General features: G+C 41.3%; 22 protein-coding genes. 16 read left to right on the forward strand and 6 right to left on the reverse strand.

The window, feature by feature from the left end:
• Positions 1-34 precede the first annotated feature (34 nt).
• On the reverse strand, positions 35-358 hold the full coding sequence (locus D7Z94_RS13250) for an ArsR/SmtB family transcription factor (RefSeq protein WP_120712097.1): 324 nt from the start codon (positions 356-358) through the stop codon (positions 35-37).
• A 630-nt stretch (positions 359-988) separates the two neighbouring features.
• On the opposite strand from D7Z94_RS13250, the gene D7Z94_RS13255 reads away from it, so the two are divergent.
• From D7Z94_RS13255 to D7Z94_RS13280, 6 genes are all read left to right on the forward strand, one after another.
• Positions 989-2053: a sensor histidine kinase gene (locus D7Z94_RS13255; protein ID WP_120712098.1), complete on the forward strand. Its 1065-nt coding sequence runs from the start codon at positions 989-991 to the stop codon at positions 2051-2053.
• Position 2054: 1 nt separating this feature from the next.
• Positions 2055-2807, forward strand: a complete 753-nt coding sequence (locus tag D7Z94_RS13260) for a LytR/AlgR family response regulator transcription factor (RefSeq protein ID WP_120712099.1) — start codon at positions 2055-2057, stop codon at positions 2805-2807.
• 114 nt (positions 2808-2921) lie between these two features.
• Positions 2922-4574, forward strand: coding sequence for a tetratricopeptide repeat protein (locus D7Z94_RS13265; RefSeq protein ID WP_120712100.1), 1653 nt, complete (start codon positions 2922-2924; stop codon positions 4572-4574).
• 607 nt (positions 4575-5181) lie between these two features.
• Positions 5182-5538, forward strand: a complete 357-nt coding sequence (locus D7Z94_RS13270; RefSeq protein ID WP_147415894.1) for a hypothetical protein — start codon at positions 5182-5184, stop codon at positions 5536-5538.
• A 464-nt stretch (positions 5539-6002) separates the two neighbouring features.
• Positions 6003-7598 (forward strand): carboxypeptidase-like regulatory domain-containing protein, encoded by a 1596-nt coding sequence (locus D7Z94_RS13275; protein WP_120712102.1) that lies wholly within the window; start codon positions 6003-6005, stop codon positions 7596-7598.
• A 1-nt stretch (position 7599) separates the two neighbouring features.
• Positions 7600-9222, forward strand: coding sequence for a carboxypeptidase-like regulatory domain-containing protein (locus D7Z94_RS13280; protein ID WP_120712103.1), 1623 nt, complete (start codon positions 7600-7602; stop codon positions 9220-9222).
• 86 nt (positions 9223-9308) lie between these two features.
• Here the strand turns inward: D7Z94_RS13280 and D7Z94_RS13285 are convergent, their stop codons facing one another.
• On the reverse strand, positions 9309-11066 hold the full coding sequence (locus D7Z94_RS13285) for a hypothetical protein (RefSeq protein ID WP_120712104.1): 1758 nt from the start codon (positions 11064-11066) through the stop codon (positions 9309-9311).
• 442 nt (positions 11067-11508) lie between these two features.
• Positions 11509-12630 (reverse strand): TolB family protein, encoded by a 1122-nt coding sequence (locus D7Z94_RS13290; protein ID WP_120712105.1) that lies wholly within the window; start codon positions 12628-12630, stop codon positions 11509-11511.
• A gap of 245 nt (positions 12631-12875) precedes the next feature.
• Between D7Z94_RS13290 and D7Z94_RS13295 the strand changes: the two genes are divergently transcribed.
• The 3 genes from D7Z94_RS13295 to D7Z94_RS13305 all read left to right on the forward strand — a co-directional run bounded on the left by D7Z94_RS13295 (position 12876) and on the right by D7Z94_RS13305 (position 17492).
• Entirely contained in the window at positions 12876-14036 is a 1161-nt protein-coding gene (locus tag D7Z94_RS13295) for a serine hydrolase domain-containing protein (protein WP_120712106.1), read from the forward strand.
• A 115-nt stretch (positions 14037-14151) separates the two neighbouring features.
• On the forward strand, positions 14152-15852 hold the full coding sequence (locus D7Z94_RS13300) for a PD40 domain-containing protein (protein ID WP_120712107.1): 1701 nt from the start codon (positions 14152-14154) through the stop codon (positions 15850-15852).
• Between the two features lie 83 nt (positions 15853-15935).
• Positions 15936-17492: a DPP IV N-terminal domain-containing protein gene (locus D7Z94_RS13305; RefSeq protein WP_120712108.1), complete on the forward strand. Its 1557-nt coding sequence runs from the start codon at positions 15936-15938 to the stop codon at positions 17490-17492.
• A 54-nt stretch (positions 17493-17546) separates the two neighbouring features.
• Here D7Z94_RS13305 and D7Z94_RS13310 read toward each other — a convergent pair whose 3' ends face one another.
• The 3 genes from D7Z94_RS13310 to D7Z94_RS13320 all read right to left on the reverse strand — a co-directional run bounded on the left by D7Z94_RS13310 (position 17547) and on the right by D7Z94_RS13320 (position 20696).
• Positions 17547-18260, reverse strand: coding sequence for a LytR/AlgR family response regulator transcription factor (locus D7Z94_RS13310; RefSeq protein ID WP_158594637.1), 714 nt, complete (start codon positions 18258-18260; stop codon positions 17547-17549).
• On the reverse strand, positions 18241-19335 hold the full coding sequence (locus tag D7Z94_RS13315; RefSeq protein WP_147415895.1) for a sensor histidine kinase: 1095 nt from the start codon (positions 19333-19335) through the stop codon (positions 18241-18243). Before D7Z94_RS13315 ends, D7Z94_RS13310 begins: the two co-directional genes overlap by 20 nt.
• A 98-nt stretch (positions 19336-19433) precedes the next feature.
• On the reverse strand, positions 19434-20696 hold the full coding sequence (locus tag D7Z94_RS13320) for an amidohydrolase family protein (RefSeq protein WP_147415896.1): 1263 nt from the start codon (positions 20694-20696) through the stop codon (positions 19434-19436).
• A 254-nt stretch (positions 20697-20950) separates the two neighbouring features.
• Between D7Z94_RS13320 and D7Z94_RS25930 the strand changes: the two genes are divergently transcribed.
• The 7 genes from D7Z94_RS25930 (at position 20951) to D7Z94_RS13350 (ending at position 26332) form a co-directional block, all read left to right on the forward strand.
• Positions 20951-21388, forward strand: a complete 438-nt coding sequence (locus D7Z94_RS25930; RefSeq protein ID WP_245967197.1) for a type 1 glutamine amidotransferase family protein — start codon at positions 20951-20953, stop codon at positions 21386-21388.
• Positions 21389-21393: 5 nt separating this feature from the next.
• Entirely contained in the window at positions 21394-21720 is a 327-nt protein-coding gene (locus D7Z94_RS25935; protein ID WP_245967198.1) for a glutamine amidotransferase-related protein, read from the forward strand.
• Between the two features lie 168 nt (positions 21721-21888).
• Positions 21889-22425, forward strand: a complete 537-nt coding sequence (locus D7Z94_RS13330) for a DinB family protein (protein WP_120712112.1) — start codon at positions 21889-21891, stop codon at positions 22423-22425.
• A gap of 20 nt (positions 22426-22445) precedes the next feature.
• Entirely contained in the window at positions 22446-23582 is a 1137-nt protein-coding gene (locus tag D7Z94_RS13335) for a serine hydrolase domain-containing protein (RefSeq protein WP_211341789.1), read from the forward strand.
• 321 nt (positions 23583-23903) lie between these two features.
• Positions 23904-24503 carry a collagen-like triple helix repeat-containing protein gene (locus D7Z94_RS25855; RefSeq protein ID WP_211341790.1) on the forward strand — a complete coding sequence of 200 codons (600 nt, stop codon included), beginning with the start codon at positions 23904-23906 and terminating at the stop codon, positions 24501-24503.
• Positions 24504-24522: 19 nt separating this feature from the next.
• Complete coding sequence (locus D7Z94_RS13345; protein ID WP_147415897.1) at positions 24523-25155, forward strand: collagen-like protein; 633 nt, start codon at positions 24523-24525, stop codon at positions 25153-25155.
• Between the two features lie 118 nt (positions 25156-25273).
• On the forward strand, positions 25274-26332 hold the full coding sequence (locus D7Z94_RS13350) for a hypothetical protein (RefSeq protein ID WP_120712114.1): 1059 nt from the start codon (positions 25274-25276) through the stop codon (positions 26330-26332).
• Positions 26333-26385 lie beyond the last annotated feature (53 nt).

Genomic DNA, 26385 nt, shown 5'->3' on the forward strand with positions numbered 1-26385 from the left:
TAGCTTTTAACAACAAATTAATATTTGAAAGGGATTACAGTTTAAGGAAGTCCCGGAACTCTTCCAGTAGTTCTTTGTTAAGGGTATAAAAAGTGAACTTATCCTTATTCTCGGTAATAAAAAGACCGGCCTCTTTTAGAATCTTTACATGTTGGGAAACAGTACTCTGGGAATAGTCGAACATTTTAACAAGGTCCTTGTTGCAGGTAACATTGTCCACCCCACGGCCATAATTTTTGGTACTAAGGTAGCGTACCAGTGCCACTCGTAAAGGGTGTGCAAGGGCATTGGCCACTACGGCCACTTTGCGATCTGTCTCGTTAATGTATTTGCTGGTAATCTCTGCCCTGATTCTCATCCATATCGTTTACTACAAATATACAATATTACCAAAGGTCAATTTTTTGGGTTTAGGTCAAGCTATTACAGGAGTTGGTATACGCTACAAAAAGGAAAAGTTGGTTTAAAAAGAAATGTTGTCACCAAGCTGGCAATAGCAAATGAGCTAAAAATCCCATATTTAAGTGCCAGTATGTTTGCCAAATCTGTCAAATCTTTGATAATTCAACCGAATTTAACGACGATTGAGCCTAAAGTCATTTCATTAAACATCACACGGGCTAATATTTGACCGACTTATGATTGTATTGTTCATTAATGAAATTCAATATGTCTGTAAAAAGCGGCGTTATCTAGGATAACTAATTATATTATTGGTGTCTTGATCAGGAAACTGTAGGTCATCTGCTAAGTCAATAATCAAAAACAGACTTGTCTGTTAGTAGTTAGGTAATTTGAATAGATCAGTTTTTTGAATTGCATGGGTGATAATAATTCCGCTAGCGTCTTATGACTGTTTATATAAGTACTCAATTCGAACTAAATAATATACTTAATCCGTTTCGGAGTACCCTTCTTTTTGTAAAACCGATTTATATTTATCAAGTAAAGGCTGGGTCGCCGATCATTTTAAAACAACCCTATTACAATGCTACTTAATAAAGAGGAACGTATAAAATATTTAGGCTTTGACGACCTTTGGTTTTCCATTATTGGAATTCTGATCATAAGTTGTATTGCGGCTTACCTTTTCAATGATCCGCTTCAGGTTCTGTCTTTGACCGAAAAAGTTTTTAGTTGGGGGGTATCCCTGTTCTTTACGATTGTTGATTGGCTTATCAATCGATCGATCATGATTTATTTACGTAAAAAATACCCCGCATTTAGTGATGATACTAAGCGTATTACCTTATTTTTTCTGGCTATTGTAGGCACCGTGGTTTCGGTTGATTTTCTAGGGGGTACGTTAATATCCCAAATCCATGGTGTTAACTACATGGTTACCCTGTCCAGGTTAAAAGTACTATTGCCTATAATATTAATTACTATTATGAGCATGGCCATATACGAAGCTATTTATTACAACGTACGACTTAAAAAATCGGTAAGGGAAGAAGAACATTCAAAACGACTCCTAGTACAAGCTCAATTGGATGCTTTATTGAATCAAGCCCAACCTCACTTTTTCTTCAATACCTTAAATACACTTCGCGATATCATCGATCAAAACTCCAAGGAGGAAGCTAAGGAATTTGTGGACAAGTTATCTGATATGTACCGCTTTTTACTGGAAGCCGGCAACGAGAATTTAGTTCTCCTAAAAAATGAGTTGCGATTTGCCAAGGCCTATACCCACATACAATCCGAGCGGTTCGGGGACAATCTGAAATTGAACTGGGATATCCCTGAAACCTTTTTAAACAAAATGATCGTACCTATGAGTCTACAACTTTTGCTCGAAAATGCGATAAAGCACAATGTAATATCCAAAGCGAAACCCTTAACAATACATGTAGCCGTTCGCGATAACAAATTGGTCGTCGATAATAAAATAGAACCAAAATCTACAAAATTACCATCTACAAAGGTCGGACTTGCGAACATCGAAAAGCGGTACAAGCTGATTTCGGGCAAATCAATTGAAGTCAAAAATGATGGAAGTCGATTTATGGTTTCTCTGCCATTAGTAACAACATTAGATAAAAAGAACTAGGATGCGAGTATTGATCATTGAAGACGAACAGAGAGCGGCAGGACAATTGCAACGCATGTTAAAAATGTGTAGTTTCAATTTTCATTTGTTGGGAATAATCGATACCGTTGAAGAAGCGGTGAAGTGGTTTCGAGAAAATACCGCTCCGGACCTGGTATTTATGGACATTCAATTGGCGGATGGATTGAGTTTTGAAATCTTTCAAAAAACAGAGGTGGAAGCACCCATTATTTTCACTACAGCTTTCGATCAATATGCCATACAGGCATTTAAAGTGAATAGCATCGATTATTTGTTGAAACCTATTCAAAAGGATGACTTGAGTCTTGCGCTGAACAAATTCGTTAAATCAAATAGATCGGCTACTATTGCTCCTGGCGTTTTAAAACAATTACTCGGTAGTCTGCAAGTAAACCAAAAACGTGAGGGCCTATTGGTTAAAGAGGGAGGCGGGTTTGTTCAAATTAAAATTTCAGAACTGCTGTACTGCTATTCCGAGGATAGCATCACTTTTGGGGTTACGGCCAGCAAACGTTTTATTATCGAGGAGACTATAGACGAATTGTTCAGTTCCTTGGATCAAAACGAATTTTATAGAATCAACCGAGGACAAATCATTGCTAAAACTGCTATCCAGAAAATAGCCCCCTATTTTAACCATCGGTTTAAACTTTCCATTACAAATCCACGCAATCAAGAATTCATCGTCAGCAGATCAAAAACCAGTGATTTTAAAACGTGGATGAATCAGTAGCATCGCTATTTACAATTCAACTACGCATTACGACATTTCGGAAAAAACTACTTCTCTTGAAAAATAGGAAAAATGATATTGCACCAATAATCATTTCAAAACAAATACTATATCATGAAAAAATTGCTGTTCATCCTAAATATTCTGTTTTTCTTGCAGCTACCCGCCCAAGAAAACATGACAACCGCCCAATGGCAAGAAGATCTGCGTTTCTTGCAAAATACCGTTCACAAGGACTACCCTTTTCTATTCGTAAAAACGACCGAAGAAATTTTCGATTCAGAAGTTGAAACGCTTTATAAGAAAATTCCGAATTTAGAGAATCATGAGATTATCGTGGGAATGGCGAGAATTATTGGGTTGTTCAAATACGGTCATATGGGTGTTGGTTTTCACCAAAAACCCTTTGAGTTTCACTACCTGCCTTTAAATTTATACCAGTTTAATGATGGTATACATGTTCAAGGTGTACATAAAGACTATCAAAAAGCACTGGGAGCCAAGGTTTTGGCAATCAACAAGGTACCTATAGCGGACGCATTAAAAAGAATCTATCCCGTGGTGAGTGCCGAAAACACGCAGTATTTCAAGGCCTATGGAATACATAATTTAACTATACCTGAAGTGCTGCAGGCACAAGGTATTACGGATAGACTCGAGAATTCGGTTGAGCTTACCCTAGAGAAAGGGGGCAAAACATTTAAACAGCAATTTACCTCGTTACCCAAGGGAGAAAAAGTGCCGTCCAGGTATGGATATGTTTTTAAAGATAGCAATTGGTTGGAGGCCAGAAATCAAGACCATACTCCTTTGTATATGGAACATCTTGATAAGATTTACTTTTTTAAATACTTACCTGAAGAGAAAGCAGTATATGTAAGACATAGCCAAATACAGAACGACCCTGAAGAAGATACACAGTCTTTTTATGCTCGCCTTTTTGACTTTATCGAAAATAACGCTATTGAAAAATTGATTCTCGATGTTCGGTTGAACGGAGGCGGAAACAGTTATTTGAACAAGCCTGTTGTTAAGGGTATTATTGAAACCAAGAAAATAAATAAAGTCGGTAGCTTATTTGTGATTATCGGAAGAAATACGTTTTCTGCTTGTCAGAATCTTGTTAACGAATTGGACAGTTTTACGAACGCTATTTTTGTTGGGGAACCAACGGCGGAAAACGTAAATTTTTACGGGGATAACCGTCCGGTAACCTTACCCAATAGTAAAATTCCTGTGTATTTATCTTACGCTTGGTGGCAAAAAAAACCAGCTTGGGAAAATGCCGATTGGCTCGCACCTGCTATTCCCGTGGAAATGAATTTTAAAGAATATGCATCCAATCAAGACCCGGTGCTCGATGCTGCCTTGGCATTCTCGGATATTGATTTTAAACCGAACCCCATGCGATATATAACAGACCTATTTCTAGCCGGAAAGATGCAGGAATTGGCACAAGAGGTTCCCAAAATGGTAGAAGACCCGAGGTACACTTTTTTTGATTTTGAAACTGAATTGGGCAAAGCTGGATTACATCTGGCAAAGAGTGGCCGAACGGAAGGAGTGCAAGCTGCCATTGGAATATTATCGTTTGTTACACAACTATTTCCAAATTCTGCAAATTCTTGGAAAAACTTGGCACAAGCATATTTAAAAGCCGGGGATACGGAAAAAGCCATTGAATTCCTCGAAAAAACGATTTCGTTGGATTTAAATGGGGAAATCGGTAAAAGCGCGAGGGAGATGCTTCAGCAGATTAAGATTTAGGCGGTTCGTTTGGGAGGGGTAAACATTTCACGCTTAGCCCGTATTATTTTTTAATAGCCTCGCAGAACAAGCCATCTATAAATTGACAGGTTATATATAATTATCATAATGCTAAATTATGATAAAAAGTAAGTTTCATAGTGAGTCCAAAAAACGACCATGCCAGCATCTGTTGGCATTGGGATTGGCTTATTGGAGACCAACCTTTGGCCGATTCCTGAGTGAAGCGAAGAAATCAATCCAGCCCTGCCCGCAGGCAGGCCCAGACCATAAAAAGCTCCGAACTGCCTTTCTAACAACGCTTCGGATTACCTAAGCCGATTAGAGATATTATTCGGCCCGATTATGTTTAAGCTTTAGGTTGATTCTAATAACGTTTTAATTCAATCAATACCTTTTGTATGTAAAACAGCGATCTGACGAGGTTCAAATTATCGATTTGATGAATGAACATTCGGTGAACCAACTAATTGCACACTTTTGGAAACCATCTGTACAATATTATCGTCCTGATTCATATTTTAAAGGTATTTTAACTTAAATTCTGAAGAACATGGAATGGAAGGCAAATTCGATATCAAGAACTCTACTTCTTTTAACAGCGATAATGGGCATCACATGCTCATCATCGGATGATGGTCTGGCAGAAGAAACTCAAGAAGGGAAAGTTGACCAAGCCCTAATAGGTAATTGGGTCGGCACCATAAACGGGGGTCTTGGCGAGGCAGAGATTGTCATTGATTTAAAAAGTGATGGAACTATGTCAGGTGAAGGAGCCGATTCTCCTTATTGCCCGTTGACTGCAAAGTGGGAAGTGTTAGGGGAATCTTTTAAAGCTAAAGGCAATGATGAATGTGATGGTACTTCAGTCTCATTCACGGCACCCTATTCTAAAACGCAATTGACGGGATCATGGAATGCGTCGAGCGGAAATAATGGTACTTTTTCCGTAAACAAGCAGTAGCATGTCTTGATATGCACTTATTGCCTCGTTCTTAAATCCACTGAAGCTCAACCATACGGTGCGTCCAAAAACGACCACTTCCCAGGCAATTGATACATGACGTTTTGTGTTTAATTCCTTTTCTGTCAATTTTTGGTAGCTTACTCCTTAAAATGATTCAAGATGCCTTGGGTGTGATCAATAGTAAATTGATTTTCTTACCACCTTTTTAAAAAAACACCTCGGATTTCTCTAGCTATTCTAGGCTTTATTTAGCTTAATAAACAAAAGTGTTTGCCGATTTTGTTAGGAACACTGCTTTTATTTTTAGATGGGACGACATTTTTTAGGGTTGCTTAAACAGAGCGGTAGGAAAAGTCCACGAAAAGCCATATTTTAAGGGTTGTATTATAAAACGAGGGGTATTCCTCGTCATTCGCGGCACTCCTAGCGATAAGTGCGGAAAACCAAAACGTGTTCCTCCAATGCCAAAAAATAGAGCCACTTACATCGTTTATAGCGTAGTACTGCTATTTTCATGGTCTTTGCTGGCCCAAGATCCAGACTACATTGTCGGAAAACTTATAGATGCTAAAACGAAGGATCCCGTTGTATTTGCCAATATCAGGATCAAGGACAGGGCCCTGGGCGTTATTACCAATGAGGACGGTAGTTTTAGAATTCCCGTGAGGTATAGGGAATATGGTGATATAGTTGAAATATCGTCCATGGGATATAAAACAAGGGAAATTCCCATTGCAAATTTGATGGAAGGGACCCTCAACCGGATACGATTAAATCCAGATACCATAGTGCTGGATGAGGCCATTGTGAAGGCCAAGGGAAAGCGAAGGAATTATTCTGCCAATGCCATAGTAAAAATGGCCATTGAGGCCATAGGCGAAAACTATCCAATACGTTCTTTTTCTATAGTGGGCTACTATCGCGATTATCAGAGGAAGAATGGTGCCTACCTTAATTTGAACGAAGCAATTTTAGAGGTCTTCGACCAAGGTTTTGACCAGGATGATTTTGGGACTTCCGAAGTACAATTGCTCAATACGAAAATGAACGAGGACTTTCAACGGGATACGCTTGCCTCCCAGAAATATGATTATAGTACCGGAACGAAAATAATAGACAAGGCCTATTTGGAGAATTACGATGGAAACGAATTTACGAACTTGAGAATTCACGATGCCCTAAGGAACTTCAATGTATATTCTTATGATTTTGTCGGCAGGTTGGAGGAGGATTTTTTGACCAATCATAAATTTTCGAAAAACAAAGAGACCTATCTGGCCGATGAGGCATTGTATGTAATCGATGGCCAAGGGCAAAAACCGGGCTATAGGGCCCACGCAAAACTATATATTTCCAAAACCGATTACGCCATTTATAAAATGGAATATACCCTGTACGATTCGACTGAAAAGAATGAGTCGGGGATTAAGAATAAACACGGCCACAAGCGTAAAATGATTTTTGATGTGGTTACGAAATACAACAGGATCAAGGGGAAAATGTATTTAAGCTATATCTCCTTTCACAATAGTTTCAGGCTTAACCTTCCGCCCATATTTGAAATGAATGAGGTAGACCTTTCTCTCTCAGAGAGTCATTTCGTGTTAAAATTCAATCGACCCATCGATCCGCTTTCCGCCAAAATCAAAAGTAACTACACCATTACCTTTAAAGGGGCTCAATGGGAAGTTGACAAACTGGAGGTGTTCAAGGACTCGGTAAAGGTCTATCCCGATTTAAAAGAAGGAACTTTGGCCAAGACAATGCGTGAAATTGATGTGGCCGCGAAGAAGAGAAGCTTTGACAGCGAATTGTTGGACATACAGGTCAGGAACGTAAAGGATTTTGAAGGGAACTCAGTTAATGTGCCAAGGGTGGAGAGTTATCAGCAATTCAGGGAGTTCTTTGTTCAAAGGGTAAAATTGGATTCTCGTGCACCATTTGATGTCAAATTCATGAATAAGAGAAAACCCATATTCAAGGATCAACCCATTGAAGAATCTAAGGATGATCAAGAGTATTGGATGAACACACCCTTACAGGGAAAAATGGATTAGTATGGCAAAAAAGCGGTTTAGGAATTCCTTTTTTTTATTGCTCGTATTGATAACGACTTCTTGCTTTTCACAAAGGGAGGATTTCATATTTGGGCAGTTGATCGACTCCACTAAAAATGAGACCATTCCGTTTGCCAGTATTCGGGTAAAGGATAAGGCCCTGGGCGTAATCACCAATATAGATGGCACGTTTAAGATACCGTTGCGATTTAAGGCGTTGGGCGATGTTTTGGAGATTTCATGTATGGGTTATGTGACCAAGGAGGTATTGATGGAAGACTTAACCGAGGGACAAAGCAACATCATAGTGCTACAGCCAGGAGGGTTTCAATTGAGCGAAGCAGTGGTTTCGGCCAAAATCCGAGGGCTTACCGCCAAACAGATCGTTAAAATTGCGGTGAACAGTATTCCACAGAACTATCCTTCAGAAAATTTTGAAATCGTTGGATATTATCGCGATTATCAAGTTAAGAATGGAAACTATATCAACTTAAACGAAGCCATCATTAATGTTCAGGACCAAGGTTTTACAACCAAGAACATTCTTGATAATGAATACCAATTGTATTCATATACCAAAAATCTCGATTTTGAGGTCGATCCGTTTGCAAGACAACCTTATGACTATTCAGGCCGAAACAAGATAGTGCCCAATGCAAGAATGAGGAATGATGGCGGTAATGAATTTATTACTTTACGATTACATGATGCCATTCGGAATTATGGCCTGGAATCCTTTTCGTTCATAGATTCCCTTTCTACCCACTTTATAGAGAACCATCAGTTTCGAATTCTTCGAAAAACCAACTTTAATAAAGAAAGGGTATACGAAATCGATTTGACCTATGAAGATAAAAATTATCGTGCGGAGGGTAGGATCTTTATTAATACTGATGGGTTCGCTATCCATAAGCTCGACTATGCCTTATTTAAAAGGAGGCAACCTTTGTTCTACCGTGTGGCGGAAAATGCCCAGGAAAGGTTCACGGATGGATTCAAAAAAATGAATGGGGAAATGCTGTACCACATTCAAATAGAATACACAAAAGGTGCCCGAGGCCAAATGTTCTTAGCTTATATTTCGTTTTACAATAAGATACTGTTGCAAAGACCTGCGGCATTTAAATCTAAATTCCGCTTAAACTTAGGAGATCGTACCTTTAGGGTCCGCTTGAACAAAATGCCGGTTAACCCAAGTAAAATTAAAATCGGTGATTTTAGAATCCTTTATAGAAATAAGGCTTTACCACTAAAGGAGTTCTACTTCTTGGAAGACGAACTTACTTTTGTGGTATGCCCCCATTTGGATTATAAACGCTCTAAGGAAACATTTGATTATTTATTCGATCCTAAAGAACGTCTTCAAGTTCCAAATTTGAAATTTGCCCCTAGGAATATCAAAGACCGTCTCGGGAACAAACTAGATGAAAGAAAATGGGAATATATCCATCAATATCGGGAGTTTTTTACCCAGGAGGCAAAGCTAAAGACCAAACAAGAATTGGATACGGTAGGGCTTATGCAAAAGGTACTGCCTTTGGATAATGTATTACAGCCCATAAACAAAGAAGGCCTTAAAAATGAGTACTGGAAAAACACACCCCTACCTAACTTGGAAAAGTAAGTACCTGCAGGACGTGGTATTCCAATGAAGTTTTTTCCGTTAAGAAATGTACGTTTGGTTGTGCCCCGATATAGGCCAGTCTTTCCTCAATCCCTCTTAACCCTATAAGTTACCCTCCTATTGGTGATAATCCGGGTAGGGCAACCCAAACGCAAGGTATTGTCCTGTGCGGATCCAACAGCTTGCCCGCTACCCACCGCCAAGGGGATACCATAACTTGGACTAGAAGAGTTGGTGTCTACGGGCCCGACCAATCTGTTGTTGGCATCCAGGTCATTTTTGGTAAAAGAACCTCCACCCTCCACGGCATCCGGGCAGGTATCGCCATCACTATCCGTGTCCAAATGGTCCGCGATACCATCGTTATCAGTATCGATTTCCGTACAATCGTTGTTGCAGCCATCCGCTTCATATACACTGGCCAATCCATAAATAGCGCCTATTTGAGGGATTGAAGTGGTTATTGTGGTCCCCGCAATACCTGTAGTGACGTCATCCAAGATTACCATGGTGTCAATTGCACCAAGGACCACTTGACAGCTCCCGGAAATAGACGCTCCAAAGGCCGGTCCTGGAAGGAGGGTAGGTGCGGAATTGCTCACATAGGCATAGGTGATGGGATCTATATCCAGTTCAATGATAGAATATGAAGAAGGGGCCATTATTGAAATGGCCAAGTAGTATATTTTTCCATTCACCAAGGAATAGTCTCCTCCTGGACCGAAGCCCGGTATGGTGGCCCATGGGGTAATGGTAAATGGGGACAGTGTAACCCTGTAAATGGTAGGATTCGCTGGAAAACCAACCAAGGCTGAACCATCCGGAAGGAAGGACATGGCATTGCCGTTTGCAAATGGCGCTGTTCCAACAATAGTTTCAGTGCAGGTATTTAGATCGACTCTTTTTATATCTGAAGTCGACGCGTTAAATTCAATGGTATAAATTTGACCGTCCGGAGCTATTCCGATATCTCCGGATAACTGAAGCCCGGAGCACAGTACATTTACCGCGTTGGTCTCAAGATTATAGGTTGCAATTTCACCAATTTCGGTGTTTACGTATACTTCTCCAAGTGTGATACTTGGGCAGGAATGCCCTTCATCTATATCCGTTATTCCATCGTTATCGTCATCGAGATCAATACAATCGTGTATCCCATCACCATCCGTATCGTTACCAACGAACAACCTTACCCCATCCAGGGCCATATATTCGTAATTGAAGCCAGTAGCGTCATTGTCTACCCTAAAGGTTAAGTCTTGCGATGTTGCCGTGGCGGTAAAGGTCATTTCCTCCTCCATCCATATTTGGTTGCCCTCTCCTTTATAGTCCATGGCCGTACTAAAGAAATTCTGGGCTCCGAAGGTTACGTTCCATCGTGCCCTTTGGTTTGGGTCTATGGGCGTGTTCCCGTCGATACCCGCATTGGCCTGATAAAACCTCAAAACATAGGTTTCGCCGATATCCAAACCGGTTACCGTAGCAACAAAGGATACGCCTACATTCGAAGTGAATACGTATCCACCCACGAAAACACCCCCATCAGGGGAAGAGGGCATCCCGTCAGCGATTCCGGTAAGAAGGTTCGACCCGGTAAGGGGCATTGGGGAAACCCATGCACCGGTAATACCAATAGAGGGAGACCATCCTGACGGAGCAATTACGTTACTAAAGTTGAATGCGTTGTTACTGGCTACGCTTGACAAGGACTCGAACGTGCCATCGGCATCCGAACTGAAATTGAAGGGTGTAAGACACTGTCCAAAACCTATTGTAGAATTAGAAATAAGTATAAGTAGGGGAACTACCCAAATGTTTTTTAAAAATCGGTCTTTTGAGGCCATTGGTCGGTTGTCAGGTTAAGTAACATGCTTGCCTTAGATCCGTCAAAATACGAGACGGCTACCGGCTTGGGGGAACGGGGCATAGTTGATACAAAGCTAAGTGGGGATACCTGTAGATTTTGGCCCAATCCCCTAAGCGGTAGGTTTCGTATGGTAAACGGTAGGGGATGAAAAACATCGGTATTGTCCTATTTTAGGGGGGTGTAGGAACATTCTTCTTTATTCTATAAATGAAATTTTCAATTTATCGGTTTTACTTTGTTCTGAACTTATGCCAAGCGATAGGGGTATTAGCGGCTCAATAAAATTTCCGACTAAAGGCAGTATAACATAGTTGAATGATTAAGTGATCTTTATCAAAATGTATTCGGTAATTCCTACGAACCATGGGGCATGTGCTTGGGTTTAAATACAGTATAGCTGTAGATTTCAAAAATGGTTACTATTCTTTGATAAGTCGACTTAAATATGCCTTATCCGAATTTGTAAGGTTCCTTTCCATATCCTGAATTAAATAAGAAATGGCTTTTTCCGAGAATAGTTTTCCCCTGTGCCTATTGGTATCATAATGTTTTCTACCGGCATCCATTCCCTGTTTTCTAATGATAGTGCAAAGTTCCATTTCCGTTTGAAAGGTAAGTTGCTCCACATTTCGGCTCTCCGTGTCCAGAATGTGCAACTGATAATAGCCTGTGATGTCCGAGGAAAAGGCAATTTTGGAACCATCATGGCTTATGGCCAAACCGTTTTCATACCTAGGACCGTTAAAAACTAGGTTATCCTCTTGACTCTTGTTTTTTCTGTAACGGATTTCGGAATTGTTTCCCCATTCGCCCTTTACGGTGGGATTGTACAAATAGTATATTCCCTCCCCATCCGGGGTAGCCTGTGCATTCCAAGTATCCCCTTTTTCGGTAGTAAAGAGGAATTCGCTGTTTTGGGCTTGTCTGTCAGCGCGAAGGATATTGTTCCTGGAGTTATTAAACAACTTATAGGAATAGATATAATTTCCATTGGAATCCCAAGAGGGCCAACCCAAATAACCCAATGGGTCTTCATGTAGCACAGTGACCGCTCTCGAACTTAGATCTAAAACACAGAGTTCGGAAGTGGTTTTATTTTTTATGGGATATCGGATAAAGGCAATTTCTTTTCCGTTAGGCGAAATTACCAGGAACTTTTTCTTGATACCGTCAAATGTAATTTGCCTTTCATCCTTGCCATCCAAGGATAGGCTATGGATTTCAGGGATTCCACTCTTATCGGATAGATAATAGAGCATTTTAGAATTTGAACTACAGGAAGGGTATTTTGCAGTGTATTCCGGAGCGCCGATCGGTTCAATTACCTTGGTTTTAAGGGTGATGGTATATAACTGGGAATTCCCCAAATGATTGATAGAAGCAAAAACGATTTTGGAATCATCGGGATACCAGGACGGGACCGATTCATCAAGAATTTCGAAGAAAAGTATACTTTCCTGGTTTGTTCCTTCCTTTTGACCCAAACAAAAAACCATAAACAAAAAGGAGATAATGGAAGGGTGAACGCACGCTTTTTTCATAAGCTTCTTTTTTAACAAGATGTTTTCCCAAATAGCTAGCTTTTGCTATTAAAAGGACTATTGGGAGAAGACGCCGGCGTTACCGGATCTTCTATAGCTCTGAATATATCTACACTATCTTGACCAAGAGGTCGTGAGTTACCCTATTTCGTATGAATTCATGAATCCGTACGGATTTTGGATTTGGAACGAAAGACCTGTTGCCTATGTACACTACTTTCATGCTGGTTTAAGTCGGGTATACTATGAGATTTCTTGTCCTCTTTTTATGGGTCGTTTTTGTCAGCTCTAAGGCTGATAGGGTAATAGCCCAAAACGAAAAGGATTGGATCAGGGCGCCTCGGGAAGATCTCGTCGCATATTTCAAAAACTATGGAGACAATTACTTTCCTAAAGAAGCTTGGCGGACCGATACTCCACAAAGTCAAGGATTAGATGGGGGGAAATTGCAAGATTTAGTCCGAAAGATTAGGAACAATCGGATTTTACGACCCATCACATCGCTGGTCATAGTGAAAAATGGATATCTGGTAGTTAATGAAAGGTTTGGGGAATATGAGGTGTCCAAACCACATACCTTGCAATCGGTAACCAAAAGTATTACCAGTACTTTGGTCGGGGTTGCTATTCAACAAGGCTTTATCCAGGGCCTTGATCAAAAAATCCTCGATTTCTTTCCTGAATACCAAACCGTTGAAAATGATGAGAGCGCAAAAAGGGCCATGAACCTACAAAATGCCCTTAATATGCGTACGGGCCAGGCATGGACCGGGGAGCGTCACCTTGGCCCCTTAAACCAATACAAAGGCGATAGAATGAAATATGTCCTGGATTACGAAATGGAATTGGCCCCGGGCAAGAAATGGCACTACAACAGCGGGATAGCCATCTTAGTGGGTGGCCTTCTTCAAAATGCCACCGGGATGGACACAAAGGATTTTGCACAACAGTTTCTATTTGGCCCCCTTAGCATTAAAAGTGCCCAATGGTCTTGGGGCCATAAGGGTATTCCGCATACCGGGGGCGGACTTTTTCTTACGCCGATCGATTTGGCACGAATAGGGTATCTGTATTTAAGGAATGGTTGTTGGGAGGGACAACAGATTTTTCCCGAAGATTGGATTCACGGGATATTGACAAATGCCGTTCCTCTGGTTAAAAAATTTCATGGCGGCATTCCTGCAGGGTATGGAGGCATGTGGTGGTTATTGCCGCTGGAAAAAACGAAGACCAAAAATTCATTTGATATTCTGATGGCCTATGGGCATTGGGGACAGTTCCTATTTGTAATTCCCCAATATGATATGGTAATCGTTATGACCCAAAACGATTCGGCAACCTATAGCGAGGAAATTGGGCCGATTAAATTGCTCTATAGCCATTTACTGCCTATGGTGAAAAAATGATGGATCGTTTTTTGAGAGTCAATAAAAATATGGGCATGAAGACCAACAATTAATTGTTTTTGCTTTTGAAGCTGTTGGAAGGGCTTCTGGTAACTTGAGTATGTATTAGCAAGAAATGGACAAAGAATTAGAATCCCAGGTAATGAAAGCCCTAAAGTTGGCTCTTGCAGTTTTTCTCTTTGGTTTTTCTGCATGCCATTACCCAGAAAGTTCTACTGACCAAATAGAAAAAGTAGTAGACTTTTCCGACGGGGATGAAGTTTGGTTCCAAATATCTCCGGATGGTTCCATGTATCTGTTTTCCTCTAACAGGGCCGGAAATGAAAATATCTATATAAAAAAGAAAACTACAGGTGAAATAATCCAACTGACGGATAACCCTACCAGGGACTCACATCCGGTATGGTCTCCGGATGGTTCATTGATAGCGTTTACGTCGTACAGGGATGGAATTGGTATTTGGACAATGGATCCATTTGATCGTCGGACACTTAAAAGGATTACACCTGATTCCATCGTAGCCGAATGGCCGGATTGGTCTCCCGATTGGAATTCGATAGTCTTCTCCGGTACAGGACTTGGTAGTCGGGATATCTGGACGGTATCTCTAACCAATGGGGCATTAAATCAAATTACGGATCACCCTGATAACGAATGGATTCCTAAGTGGTCTCCCAATGGTAAAAAGATAGCTTTTTATACTACATGGGATGGTAAAATGACGGACGTTTTTGTAGTGGATTTGGATGGTAACAACCTTAAACAACTAACCCATAATTCCTCGGAGGATTTTGGCGTTAGATGGGGGGATGGTAATGAAACGGTGTATTTCCTATCCAGAAGATATGGAGGAAAAACCGATATTTTCTCCGCTCAAATAAGCAATGGAGAAATCCAACGGAAGACCCAAAATTTAGGAGTGTTTATCATTAATCAGATTATTGGTGATTCCATTTTCTTCTCCTTTGAAAAACAGGATCATCACATTTTCAAAAACACCATCTTGGACGAGCGGATAGAACAGGTTACCATGGGCAGGGCCAAATACCAAAACCCCAAGATCTCGCCAGATGGATTGCAGATATTGGCCATTACGGATACTATCGGCAAGGAAGACATGGCGGTAACCTTGGATATGGAAGGGAACTTTCTTAAGGCAGTCGATACAGGTGAATTCTTTGGTAAAAGCGCCAATTGGATGTCAAAACCTCATGAAATAATCGCAACCATTTCCGAGGGGGGATGGATTGACACCAATAATCTTTGGTACGTAGATCTTAAGAATGAAAGCAAGACTAAAATTACGCATGTAGGTTTTGTAGACCATGCAGTTTGGTGCGAGGCTCCTTATCTGGTAATGAGCGCACGTACTCAGGGAAGAGACAATCTAAAGCTTTGGAAGGTCCATTTAGGGACCGGAGAGGTGACGTTATTATTCGATGATGGTTCCGATGCTGTAGTAAGTGACTACAATAGAAGGGACAAAACAATTGCCTTTACCACATATACGGCTTCCGGAGTTAAGAGTTATACCATGTCACTTGAAAACAATAACCGAAAAAGATTTCATATTCCCTTTGAGAGTTATGAAGGCGTACGCTGGTCGCCCGATGGAAACAAGATTTGTTTTAAGGGCAAGCAAAAGTTGGATGATTCCCATGACCTGTTTGTAATGGATTTAAAAACCAATGGAATTAAACGATTAACCAATGATGGGTACTCTGAGTCTTGGCCCAGCTGGTCCAGAAATCAAAAGAATGTTTTTTATAGTGTTAAAAAGTCTACTATCGGAATATATAAAATGAACATACCCTAATCCGAAATAATGGAAAAATTTAGTTCAATTAATCTTTAGGTACTCTAATGTTGTAAATCATAGAAAAATTAATTTTCAAACCCATGAAAAACTACATATATATTATTCTTCTCGGCATGCTTGCTTTCGGATGGAATTCATGCAAGGAAACTTCCAATACGCTTACTAAATATACTGTCCCGGAATATTGGGACTATCAACCTTCATGGTCCCACGATGGGAAAAAAATCGTATTTGCCAGTACCCGAAATTCGCACCCCACCCAAAACTTATTTCGAATGAATGCCGACGGAAGCGATATACAACAATTGACCTTTCTTAAAGAGGGATGGGGAAATAGTTTTCCCGTTTGCTCTCCTGACGGAACAAAGATTGCGTTCATCTCCGATCAAGGGGACGTGATACGGTCACTTTTTATGATGAACAGCGATGGTTCGGATATTCGAATGCTGTCCCAGGAAGAGGATGTGCTGTCCACGCAAGTGGTTTTCTCCCTAGATAGCCAACTTATCTATGCCGAGGTACAGAATGAAAACGGGTCGGATATTTATAATTTTCATGTAAAGACCGGTGAGAAATCCCAGGTCACCTATTTTGATTGGGGTGTAGGGAATCCATCCCTGCATCCTAATGGAAAACTGTTGGCATTTAATTCAGGAAGGTATGGAAACCCGGAGATCGAGGTATTGAACCTGGAGACCGGTACATTGGAGCGGATAACGGAATCTTGGTCGGATGATGGGGCACCTGTTTGGTCGGCCGATGGCAAACATATTTATTTCTATAGCAATAAGGATGAACCTAAGTATGAGATTTATCGTATTGAGGTAGCCACAAAAAAATGGCAAAGGATTACGGATTCCCCAAATTGGGATTTGGAAGCCCGGGTATCCCCGGATGGCAAACACCTTACCTTTCACTCCAGTAGGATAGGCCGAAACAGTATAGTTGTAACCGATTCAGAAGGCAATAACAGACAGACGCTTACCAATCTAGAGGTAACCCCCTTTGTTGACCTGATCAAGGAAGATGGTTTGGAAACCGCAATTGCAATGTATCCGAAAGCTATTCTGGATTCATTGAATACCCATTATGTTTTGGAGGAAGAATTGATAGGTCTTGCCGATGAATTGATCAAAACGAAAAAAAATACAGAGGCAAAAGAGGTATTGGATTATATACGAAATCATGTGGTAACCGAAAATTTCCCGGACATGACCATAGAGCAGTATCAAAAACTAAATGTGGAGGCCCCGTTGTCCCAGTCACAATTTTTCCAGTTAGTCTTGGATGAAGGGGTGGAAAAAGGGCGAACCGTTTTTGACGAATTAAGGGAAAATTATAAGAATCGGATTTTTTTTAATGATTATGAAATGTTGATGTTGGCCTATTGGTATCATTTTCTGGGAAACTATAAAAGCTCCATAGACTTGCTCCATATGAATTTGGAACTCTATCCCCAATCCTACCAAACCTATCATGATTTGGGACAGAGCCATGAAGCGTATGGCGAACTAGAAACAGCATTCAAGTATTACAAAAAGGCTTCGGAATTGGATACCATTTCGTGGTACGGAACCCATGCCAGGTCCAAGGTGGAAGAACTTGGGGCTAGGGTCGACGATAAATCCGAACCATAATTCATTAAAAAGTAACTGTATATAGAATCTTTTCAACGATTTTCACACTTCGTTTTAAACGTCTTTCTCGGAAGACCGCCCAATAAGGTTATTGCCCACTATTCTCTGATACACTTCGTTGCGAAGTGTTCTGCTGATCGTAATCTTTTGGCTTCCTACATAAAGCAGGTTCCCTTCGAGTTTTTTCACATGCTGCAACCCGACCAAATAAGATCGGTGAACCCTCATAAATTTTGAATCGGGCAATTCCTGTTCCAATTGACGCAGGGATACCAAGGTAAGATACCTTTCGTTGATCGTATGCACAAAAACATAATCCTTGGCGGTTTCTACAAAGGTGATGTGGTCAATCTGCACCTTAACTATCGTCCCATCAGACTTGATGAAAATATGGGTTTTATCTTCCCTGGAACCTTTTATGCCATTAAGAACGGTTTTATCCACAGCTTTCAAAAATCGGGTATAGGAGAACGGTTTTAATAAGAAGTCCGTGGCGTCAAGGTTAAATCCGTCTACCGCAAACTCTCGGTGTGCCGTAGTAAAAATTACCTGAGGCGGTCGGTTGAGGGCTTGTATAAGCTCTACCCCGGTCATATCCGGCATTTGAATATCAAGGAACACAACATCTACCGCGTTGCTTTTTAAAAATGTCAAGGCCTCCAAGGCCGATGACAAGGAAGCAACATGCTCCAAGAAAGGTGTCCTAAGCACAAAATCCTCAAGGCCCTTTCTGGCCAAGTGCTCATCATCAACTATTAAGCATTTCATTTTCATGGAGCTGTATTTCCAGTTGAACCGTAAATTTTGAATCGAGCTGCCGCGTGACAAAACTATGTTTGTTCGGGTAGATCAGTTCCAGCCTTCGCCTTACGTTGGCAAGTCCTATGCCCCTGGCATGCCCAGGTTTCTGTTTTTTCGAGTTGGCGATCGTATTTTCCACATAAAATTTTAAAACACCATTCGATGTAACCTCCGAATCAATAGCTATGGCATATCCCTGACTGCTTTGGCCGTGCTTAAATGCATTTTCAATAAGAGGTAGTAAAAGCATAGGAGAAATTACCAAGTCTCCACAATTCTTCGGGAAGTTATGGGTCACTTTAACAAGATCCTTATGCCGAATACCTTCAATGTGGATATAGTTTTCCAGATTTTCGAACTCCACTTTTAGACTAATTCGTTTCTTTCCCGTCTCGTACAATTGATAGCTCAGCAATTCCGAAAATTGCAGCAACATATTTTTCCCATCGCTCAGATTTTTGCCCAGCATAATATAAATACTGTTCAACGAATTGAACAGAAAATGGGGGTTGATCTGATTCTTTAGTAGGCTTAACTCCATTTCCAATCGTTTTTGTTCCGTCTCCCTTAGAACCCTTTCCTTTCTGTACCATTGATCTATTAGAAACAGGGTCATGGAAAGTCCCAAGGACAAGATAATCTCCGTTATTATGGCAATTCTACCTTCAAAACTGCTAAAAAATTGGGCAGTGGGTATATACACGTTTACCGTAGAAAAATAGAAGTAAAGATATTTGGAGGAAACCAAGGTCGTTATCACGATACTAAGCACCAAAAGGACAAGGTAGGCGCCAATTTTCCTTCGCAAAAGGAAACGGGGCGTTAACCCGTAGAGGTTAAAATAGACCAGGACGGCGTAGGGAACAAAGGCAAAAACGTTGGTCTGCAGGTTTGCCAAAAAATCACGATGATAGTTAAGATCGTGCATGCTCCAAAGCACTACAAAGACTATCCAAAACAAGAGGTGCCAAAGTATCTTGCCCGGTTTACCGTTCCTATAATTTGCTTTAGATGTATTTTTTATGGAGAAATGTGGACTCAACTATTTTCGGATAATGGGCTTCCTTATAAAGTTACAATATTTGGTTAGTGTTTAACCGAAGGATATCACCCTATCCCTCATCTTGATTTCGCATTGCGTCATTTTAAAAGTGCACCTTGCTTTACCCGCATCTCAATAGTCTCGGTAATATCCGATATATCTTTCAAGGGATTTTTATTTAGTACCAAAAAACTAGCTTCATAACCCTCCCTGAGGAATCCGATCTTACGGTTGGGGAAAATGGTCATAGCCGAATTCTCCGTCCACATTTTCAATAGTTCCAGATTGGTGAAAACATTCAAATTGTGTAAAAGCTGAAATTCCCCTAAGGAATTGTCATTGTACATATCCGAGCCAATGGCGAGCTTCACACCTTTTTTCTTTAACAAGATTAGATTGGACCTTATATTCTCCACCAATTCACCGTATTCCGGTTTCTCCTTCTTTTTTGTGACCAGGGAAACAGTAGTTGTAACGACTACATCTTTTTCTTTTGCCAAAATAGCGTGTTCCTCTGCGATCGGTTTGCCATTATCGATTTCCGGCAGATGGGCTATCTCATCGACCCCAGCTTTAACGGCAACATGAAAATCATGGGTAGTTTCCACATGGGCACTAACGCGTAAGCCGCTTTGGTGGGCTCTTTTTACAATTTCCGGAACCACTGTTGGGTTAAGGCCCTTATGGCCAAAATAAGTGGTATCGTTCTTTCGCATTTCGTATTCCTCCGAATAAAGAAGCATAATTTTTATGAAATCGGGCCCAAAGGAAAGAATCCGTTCCCATTGGTTATCAAGGTCCTCACAGTTGTTAATGATAAAGAAGCCATGGGATTCTATGTCACCAATGGTGTTAAAGAGTCCTTTGAAATAACCGTAATGCAGATATCTTTTACGTAGCGCTATCGGGTGCCCTCCATTGGCGGTCAAAGGGGCATGGGCCAGACTTACATCAAGGCCAAGGGGTTTGTTGTAATGATGCATTAAGGGGTCTATTCTCTTTTTTATGGAAGAGAGAAGTTTAACATAAAATATCCCGTTGTTTAAATAGGAATCTATCCTATCTTGAAGTTTATACGCGCTTTCCAAATTATGGTTATGGGCCTCGGCAAACGGCGGAATTATATATTTACCGGTAAGGTCCAGTACCGTGTCCATCGGTTTGCTGATAGGGCTAAAACTCAATAGGCCTTCATCTACCCAGACATCCCGTTTTGTGAAGTTCTCCCCATTGAACCAGTTGCCATTGGTCAGTTTTATTTTTAGGCCATCCGGATTTTTCCTGGCTTTAAGGTTATCCTTTGGTAGGTCTGGAACACAGGAAAGGACTAGCACCGTGAAAAGAAAAACAAATGATTTCACTGCGGGTTTTTCATAAATCAACAGTTTAAATTGTTATGGGAAAAATGAAATCGCTGGATTGGTACCCTCAGTAGCTGAGTGGTAATCCTGCGTAGATCATCCTAAAGTTTCGGAAGCTATAGCTTAGGAGGGCTGGTAGGGATGGCAATTCCTTCAAGTTTTGTAAACCTCATTAGGAGCGGTAAAAGATTTTATATATTGGGTTGATAGAAGGGATACATATCATCTTTCCCTTGTGGTAATAAAAATGGGATATGATTGAAAATAAACAAGGTTCAATGCGGAAAATGCTCATTTTACAGATGCGACCTGAAGATGAAGCGGCCGATAGTGAGTTCCAGGCCATTCTAAGGGTTGGCGAATTGGGCCCGGATGAGGTTCGTCGTGTCCGATTGGAGCAAGGCATTCCTGAAATTGATATGGAAGACTACTATGCTATTATAGCTGGCGGTAGTCCTTTTGATGTAAGCATGGACCAAAAGGAAAAGGGCCAAGTACAGAAGGACATAGAGGCCTTTTATGATAAATTATTCGATCAAGTGGTTTCTTCGGATGTTCCATTTTTTGGTGCCTGTTCCGGCAATGGGCTTTTGGGCCGATACTCTGGAGCCCGGATATCAGGAAAATATTCTGAACCCATTGGAAGTGTGGATATCTCGATAACCGAAGAAGGAGAAAAGACCCTCTTTTAAAAGGTTTGCCGCGAACATTTTCGGCATTGGTAGGACATAAGGAAGCTTGCGATGCCCTTCCTTCAGGAGCAGTTCTTTTAGGAACTTCCGGATCATGTCCCGTACAAATGTTCAGGGTCAAAAAGAACATTTATGCCGCGCAATTCCATCCTGAAGCGGATGCGAATGAATTTATTCTACGAATCAAGACCTATAAGGACTTTGGCTATTTTGCCCCGGAAGAAGCCGATGGATTAATTAGGGCAATTCGTAGCACCAACACCCCGGTAGCAAAGGAAATACTTAAACGCTTTGTACAGCACTACAAGTTACAGGCCCTAAAACAGGGTTGATTTGAATTGGAACTGTAAAAGCACAATGGGCATTCCGAGGTTCAGGAATTTGCGATACCGATATTTTCCGCTAAATTTCGTGGTTAAAATACCATAAAAAGCTCTGATGGATGAGAAACGATTTGGAGATATTGCGACAAGCGATTTACAACCACAACCCTGTTAATGATGAAATTTGAACTAGAAACGGCCATCCCGATTTTAGAAAGAACACCAACTGTTCTAAGGGCCCTATTACAGGATTTGCCCGAGAAGTGGATCCGGGAAAATGAAGGTGAAGACACTTGGAGCCCGTTTGATGTTGTAGGACATTTGATCCACGGTGAAAAGACCGATTGGATGATACGAACAGCACTTATTTTGGAAAAAGGTTCAAACCCAACCTTTGAACCTTTCGATAGATTTGCACAATTTGAAAATTCCAAAGGCAAGACTGTCGAAAGCCTGCTTGATGAGTTTGAAGGATTACGAAAAGACAATCTTACCGAATTAAAGTCTAGAAACCTTACTTCCGTCGATTACGGACGTACAGGGATCCATCCGGAATTTGGTGAAGTTACGTTAGCCCAGCTCTTATCCGCATGGGTAGTACATGACCTTGGCCATATCGCCCAAATCTCAAGGACAATGGCCAAGCAATATAAGAACGAGGTAGGCCCATGGACCAAGTATCTTACCATTTTAAATTATACTCCTAAGGAATGATTAAGTTCAAATAAAAGATAGTGAGATTAAAAAAAGCTCTTTTAGTTTCAATAATCGGTTACTTGATTATTTCATGTCAAAGTGAAAAAAGGAAAATAAAGTTCAGTTCTTTTGAATCGGGCGCGGAAGGTATTGCGGAACAAGAAACCGGATATGATCTTTCCGCAAGAATGGAGGATTATAATGTTCCCGGTGTAAGCATTGCATTGGCAAGACATGGAAAAATAGAATGGGTACGGGCATATGGTATCGCCAATGAGGAAAATGGACAAAAAGTCGATGTCAATACGCTTTTTCAGGCAGGTTCTATCAGCAAACCTATTGCAGCTTTAGCAGCATTACAACTGTTTGAAAAAGGTCTCGTCCGCTTGGATGAGGACGTCAACAATTATCTCCAAGGATGGAAAATAGAAAATAATGATCTCACAAAGGACGAAAAAGTTACACTTGAAAGAATTCTAACGCATACGGCCGGTCTCACGGTGCACGGTTTCCCGGGATACAGACAATATGAGGAATTGCCCGAGATTGAGGAAGTCCTTAACGGTGAAGGGAACACCTCCAAGGTGAAAGTCAATAGAATACCGGGAAGCAATTGGAAATATTCGGGAGGCGGATACTCAATTATGGAAAAGGTAATTGAGGATGTTAGTGGCCTACCTTTAGAAGAATATATGAATGAGAACGTCCTTGGTCCCTTAAGCATGAACAATAGCACGTTCAAACAACCACTATCAGAAATTAGGCACTCCAGCGCAAGTGCCGCCCACAATAGTCGTGGAAAGGTCGTGTCGGGACTTTGGCACAATTACCCCGAACAGGCCGCGGCAGGTCTATGGACCACACCCAACGATTTGGCAAAATACTGTATTGAGATCCATGAAATACTTACCGGTAGGAAAGAGGGTATTTTAAAGAAAGAGACTATTGAACTTATGTTGACCAAGCATGAGAGACAATGGGGACTCGGACCACGTCTCGACAAAGAAGGCGATTCACTACTTTTCGGACATGGAGGCAATAACAAGGGTTTCGCAAACAACTACACATCATTTGCATACCTTGGTAATTCCCTTATTATAATGACAAACGGAGACAATGGAGGCGATTTGATAGATGAAATCCAAAAATCTATCTTCACTGCTTATCAATGGTGACTAAATTAATACAGTACAATAAACAATGGTTTATGTAAACTTTCAACTGCGAGATTCAATTCAAAATCAATTTTCTTTTTTAAGCATTTAGCTCGGTACCCAGGCATTTGGCATGGGGTCTTTGGCAAATACTTCCTACAGCCTCTACCTCGATTTTTGGCCCGTGTTACATTTCAAAAAGTCTTTGTTACATATTAAAAATCCCCTACCTCGTTGTACTTCTACTTTTGGGATATCGTTGAAGCGGGGTATTGCCAAGAGAAGTTCCCAAGGAAAAGCTCCCGCGAAGTATAAACGTAACAACCCTTAAACCCAAAACCTATGAGAACAAAACGTTTCGTTTTTACGATTATCCCTTTGGCACTGTGCGCGTTGTTGCACGCCTGTTCAGCAGAGGATGGTGCCGATGGTGCCACTGGACCTCAAGGCGAGCAAGGACTTCCTGGCGCGGACGGTCAGGATGGACAAGACGGTACAGACGGACAAGATGGTACTGCGAATGTATTTTCTTCCGGATGGTTTGAAATCGATACCTGGGACACCGATTTGGCCGATTTTAAGTTTCATAGGATTCCAAATCTAAACCTCACGGAATTCCAAATTGAAAATGACTTGATTTTAGTCTACCGAAGGTATCGACCGACTCCTACGCTTACCCAGGTAGCCACATTGCCGGTAGCGGTATATAGTGCTTCCGGTGATTTGGAGTTGTCGTTGACAAACCGGGTACAGGGTAATGGACTATTTATACAAATTCAGGCTTTCGGCCGTAATGTAGCCGGTAATGAATACCTCCCACCGGAAACCCAATTCCGATATATCATTATTGAGCCCGATCCCACATCGGATAAGAATAATACTCCTAATTTTTTCAAGATGAGCTATGAAGAAGTTATTGCGTATCTCGGACTTCATCCATAAAACCATAAAATACGGCATTATGAAAAACTCCAATTTATGTAAAGTAATGGGTCTAATAATTTTTACGATTGCCTTTTTATCCTGTAGTACGGAAGATGGCGAAGACGGGGCAATTGGGCCTGTTGGGCCACAGGGTGAGCAGGGGCTTATTGGTCCTCAGGGAGAGCAAGGTGAACAGGGACCGGCCGGAGTAGATGGACAAAACGGACAGGATGGTACGGATGGAGAGGACGGGACCGCCAATATTATCTTTTCGGAATGGATGCGTGCGGATTGGAATGATGTAGATACCGCACAGTTAAAAACCATGCATGTTCCCGTTACTGAGATAAGCAGCAATGAACTTAGAAGCAGGACTTTGGTTTATATGTACCTAAGGCAATTTGGAACTAATTCCATATACACCATGCCAGGCACTGGTCGGTGGAGTAATACCTGGTATTCATTTACATTCGGTTCTACCACACCGGGCTTTGAAGGAATTGTGATAAGACTGGAGAGCACCAATGGTGTGGATTTAACGGAGTTCCAATATTCCGGCTTTAGAGGCAACATATTTAGATATATACTAATTCCTGAAAGTGCACAAGCCGGAAAATTGAATTACTCCGATTATGAAGCGGTCAAGGCATTTTACAACCTCCCGGACTAGCCAGAAAATAAAACAAAAATCGTTACCTTGAAACGGATGCGCTTGGGAGATAAATGCTTTGAAAGACTATTCATTCTCCAAGCCCTATCTTTTTCGTTGGATTAAATTAACTGTTCTAATGGATATAGATTGTATAATTCAGGAACCCAGAAAATCTCTTGTACCTATATTACTTTCCTTATTTCTTATAGGATGTGGAAGTGATGATGGCGATAGCAGTGGTCCGCCACCGCTTTCTGCATGGGAGACCGGTTCCAACCCCAACGTTACTTTTACAGCCTCCTTTACGGATCTTGATGGTATTGCACACATTGAGCCTCTTGGCGAAATACAGGCCTTTCATAATTTTTCGGAACATACCTATGTCTTCATTAAACCGGAGGTGTCCGAAGTGCCCGTTTATGCGCCCGTAGATATGGATTTGGTGAACGTTACATTTGATGGTGTAGGTTATCAACCCATGTTCCGTGCCAGTTGTGAGGTGGTGATACGTTTTGGCCATATCACAAATCCCATCCCCGCCATACGGGATTTAGTGGTGGATCAAGGCATTAGCATGTTTGAAGGACAGGCCTCTACCTTATTGAAGTTTTCAGCCGGGGATCTCATAGGCACCACATCCGGAACGGTACAGGCTAAAAGTTTTGACTTTGGCGTTTATCATAGTGAACGCCCACTTACCTTTTTGAACGATGACCGTTTTCATCCCGTGGAGACTTTTAAATATGCCAGTTGTCCCTATGATTATTTTACCCCCGCCTTGCGCACCCAAATGTACGACCTTTTTGGCCCGAAACCGCTGGCCCAGCCCTTAAGTTGTAGGGGGCCAAGAGGAAAGGAAGGGACTATTGCCGGGACTTGGTTTGATACCCAGGAAGTATTTTCAACCCCCTATTTTGGTCAGACCGAATTTTCACCCCTACATGTAGCAACGGCCTTGAACGGGACGGTAAAGATTGTCCGAGGTACGGAATCCACGGTAAATCGAGTACTCTTTGGTACGGCAACCCATGTAGATCCCGAAGAGGTAACCACAGAGCATTGCTACGAACTGGATTCCGGGGGCTACTTTTATTTCCAATTACAGCCGGATGGAACATTACATGTGGTACGAGAGACCTCGGGAACATGTCCCTCTGAATTTCCTGCTTCAGGGTTTGCCGTGTACTATCGTTAGATCAATGCCCGATTTTTAATGGGCAAAATCTGGAAGTATTGGTTTCTGAAGCT

The organism is Ulvibacterium marinum, from assembly GCF_003626755.1.
Classification (GTDB): Bacteria; Bacteroidota; Bacteroidia; order Flavobacteriales; family Flavobacteriaceae; genus Ulvibacterium; species Ulvibacterium marinum.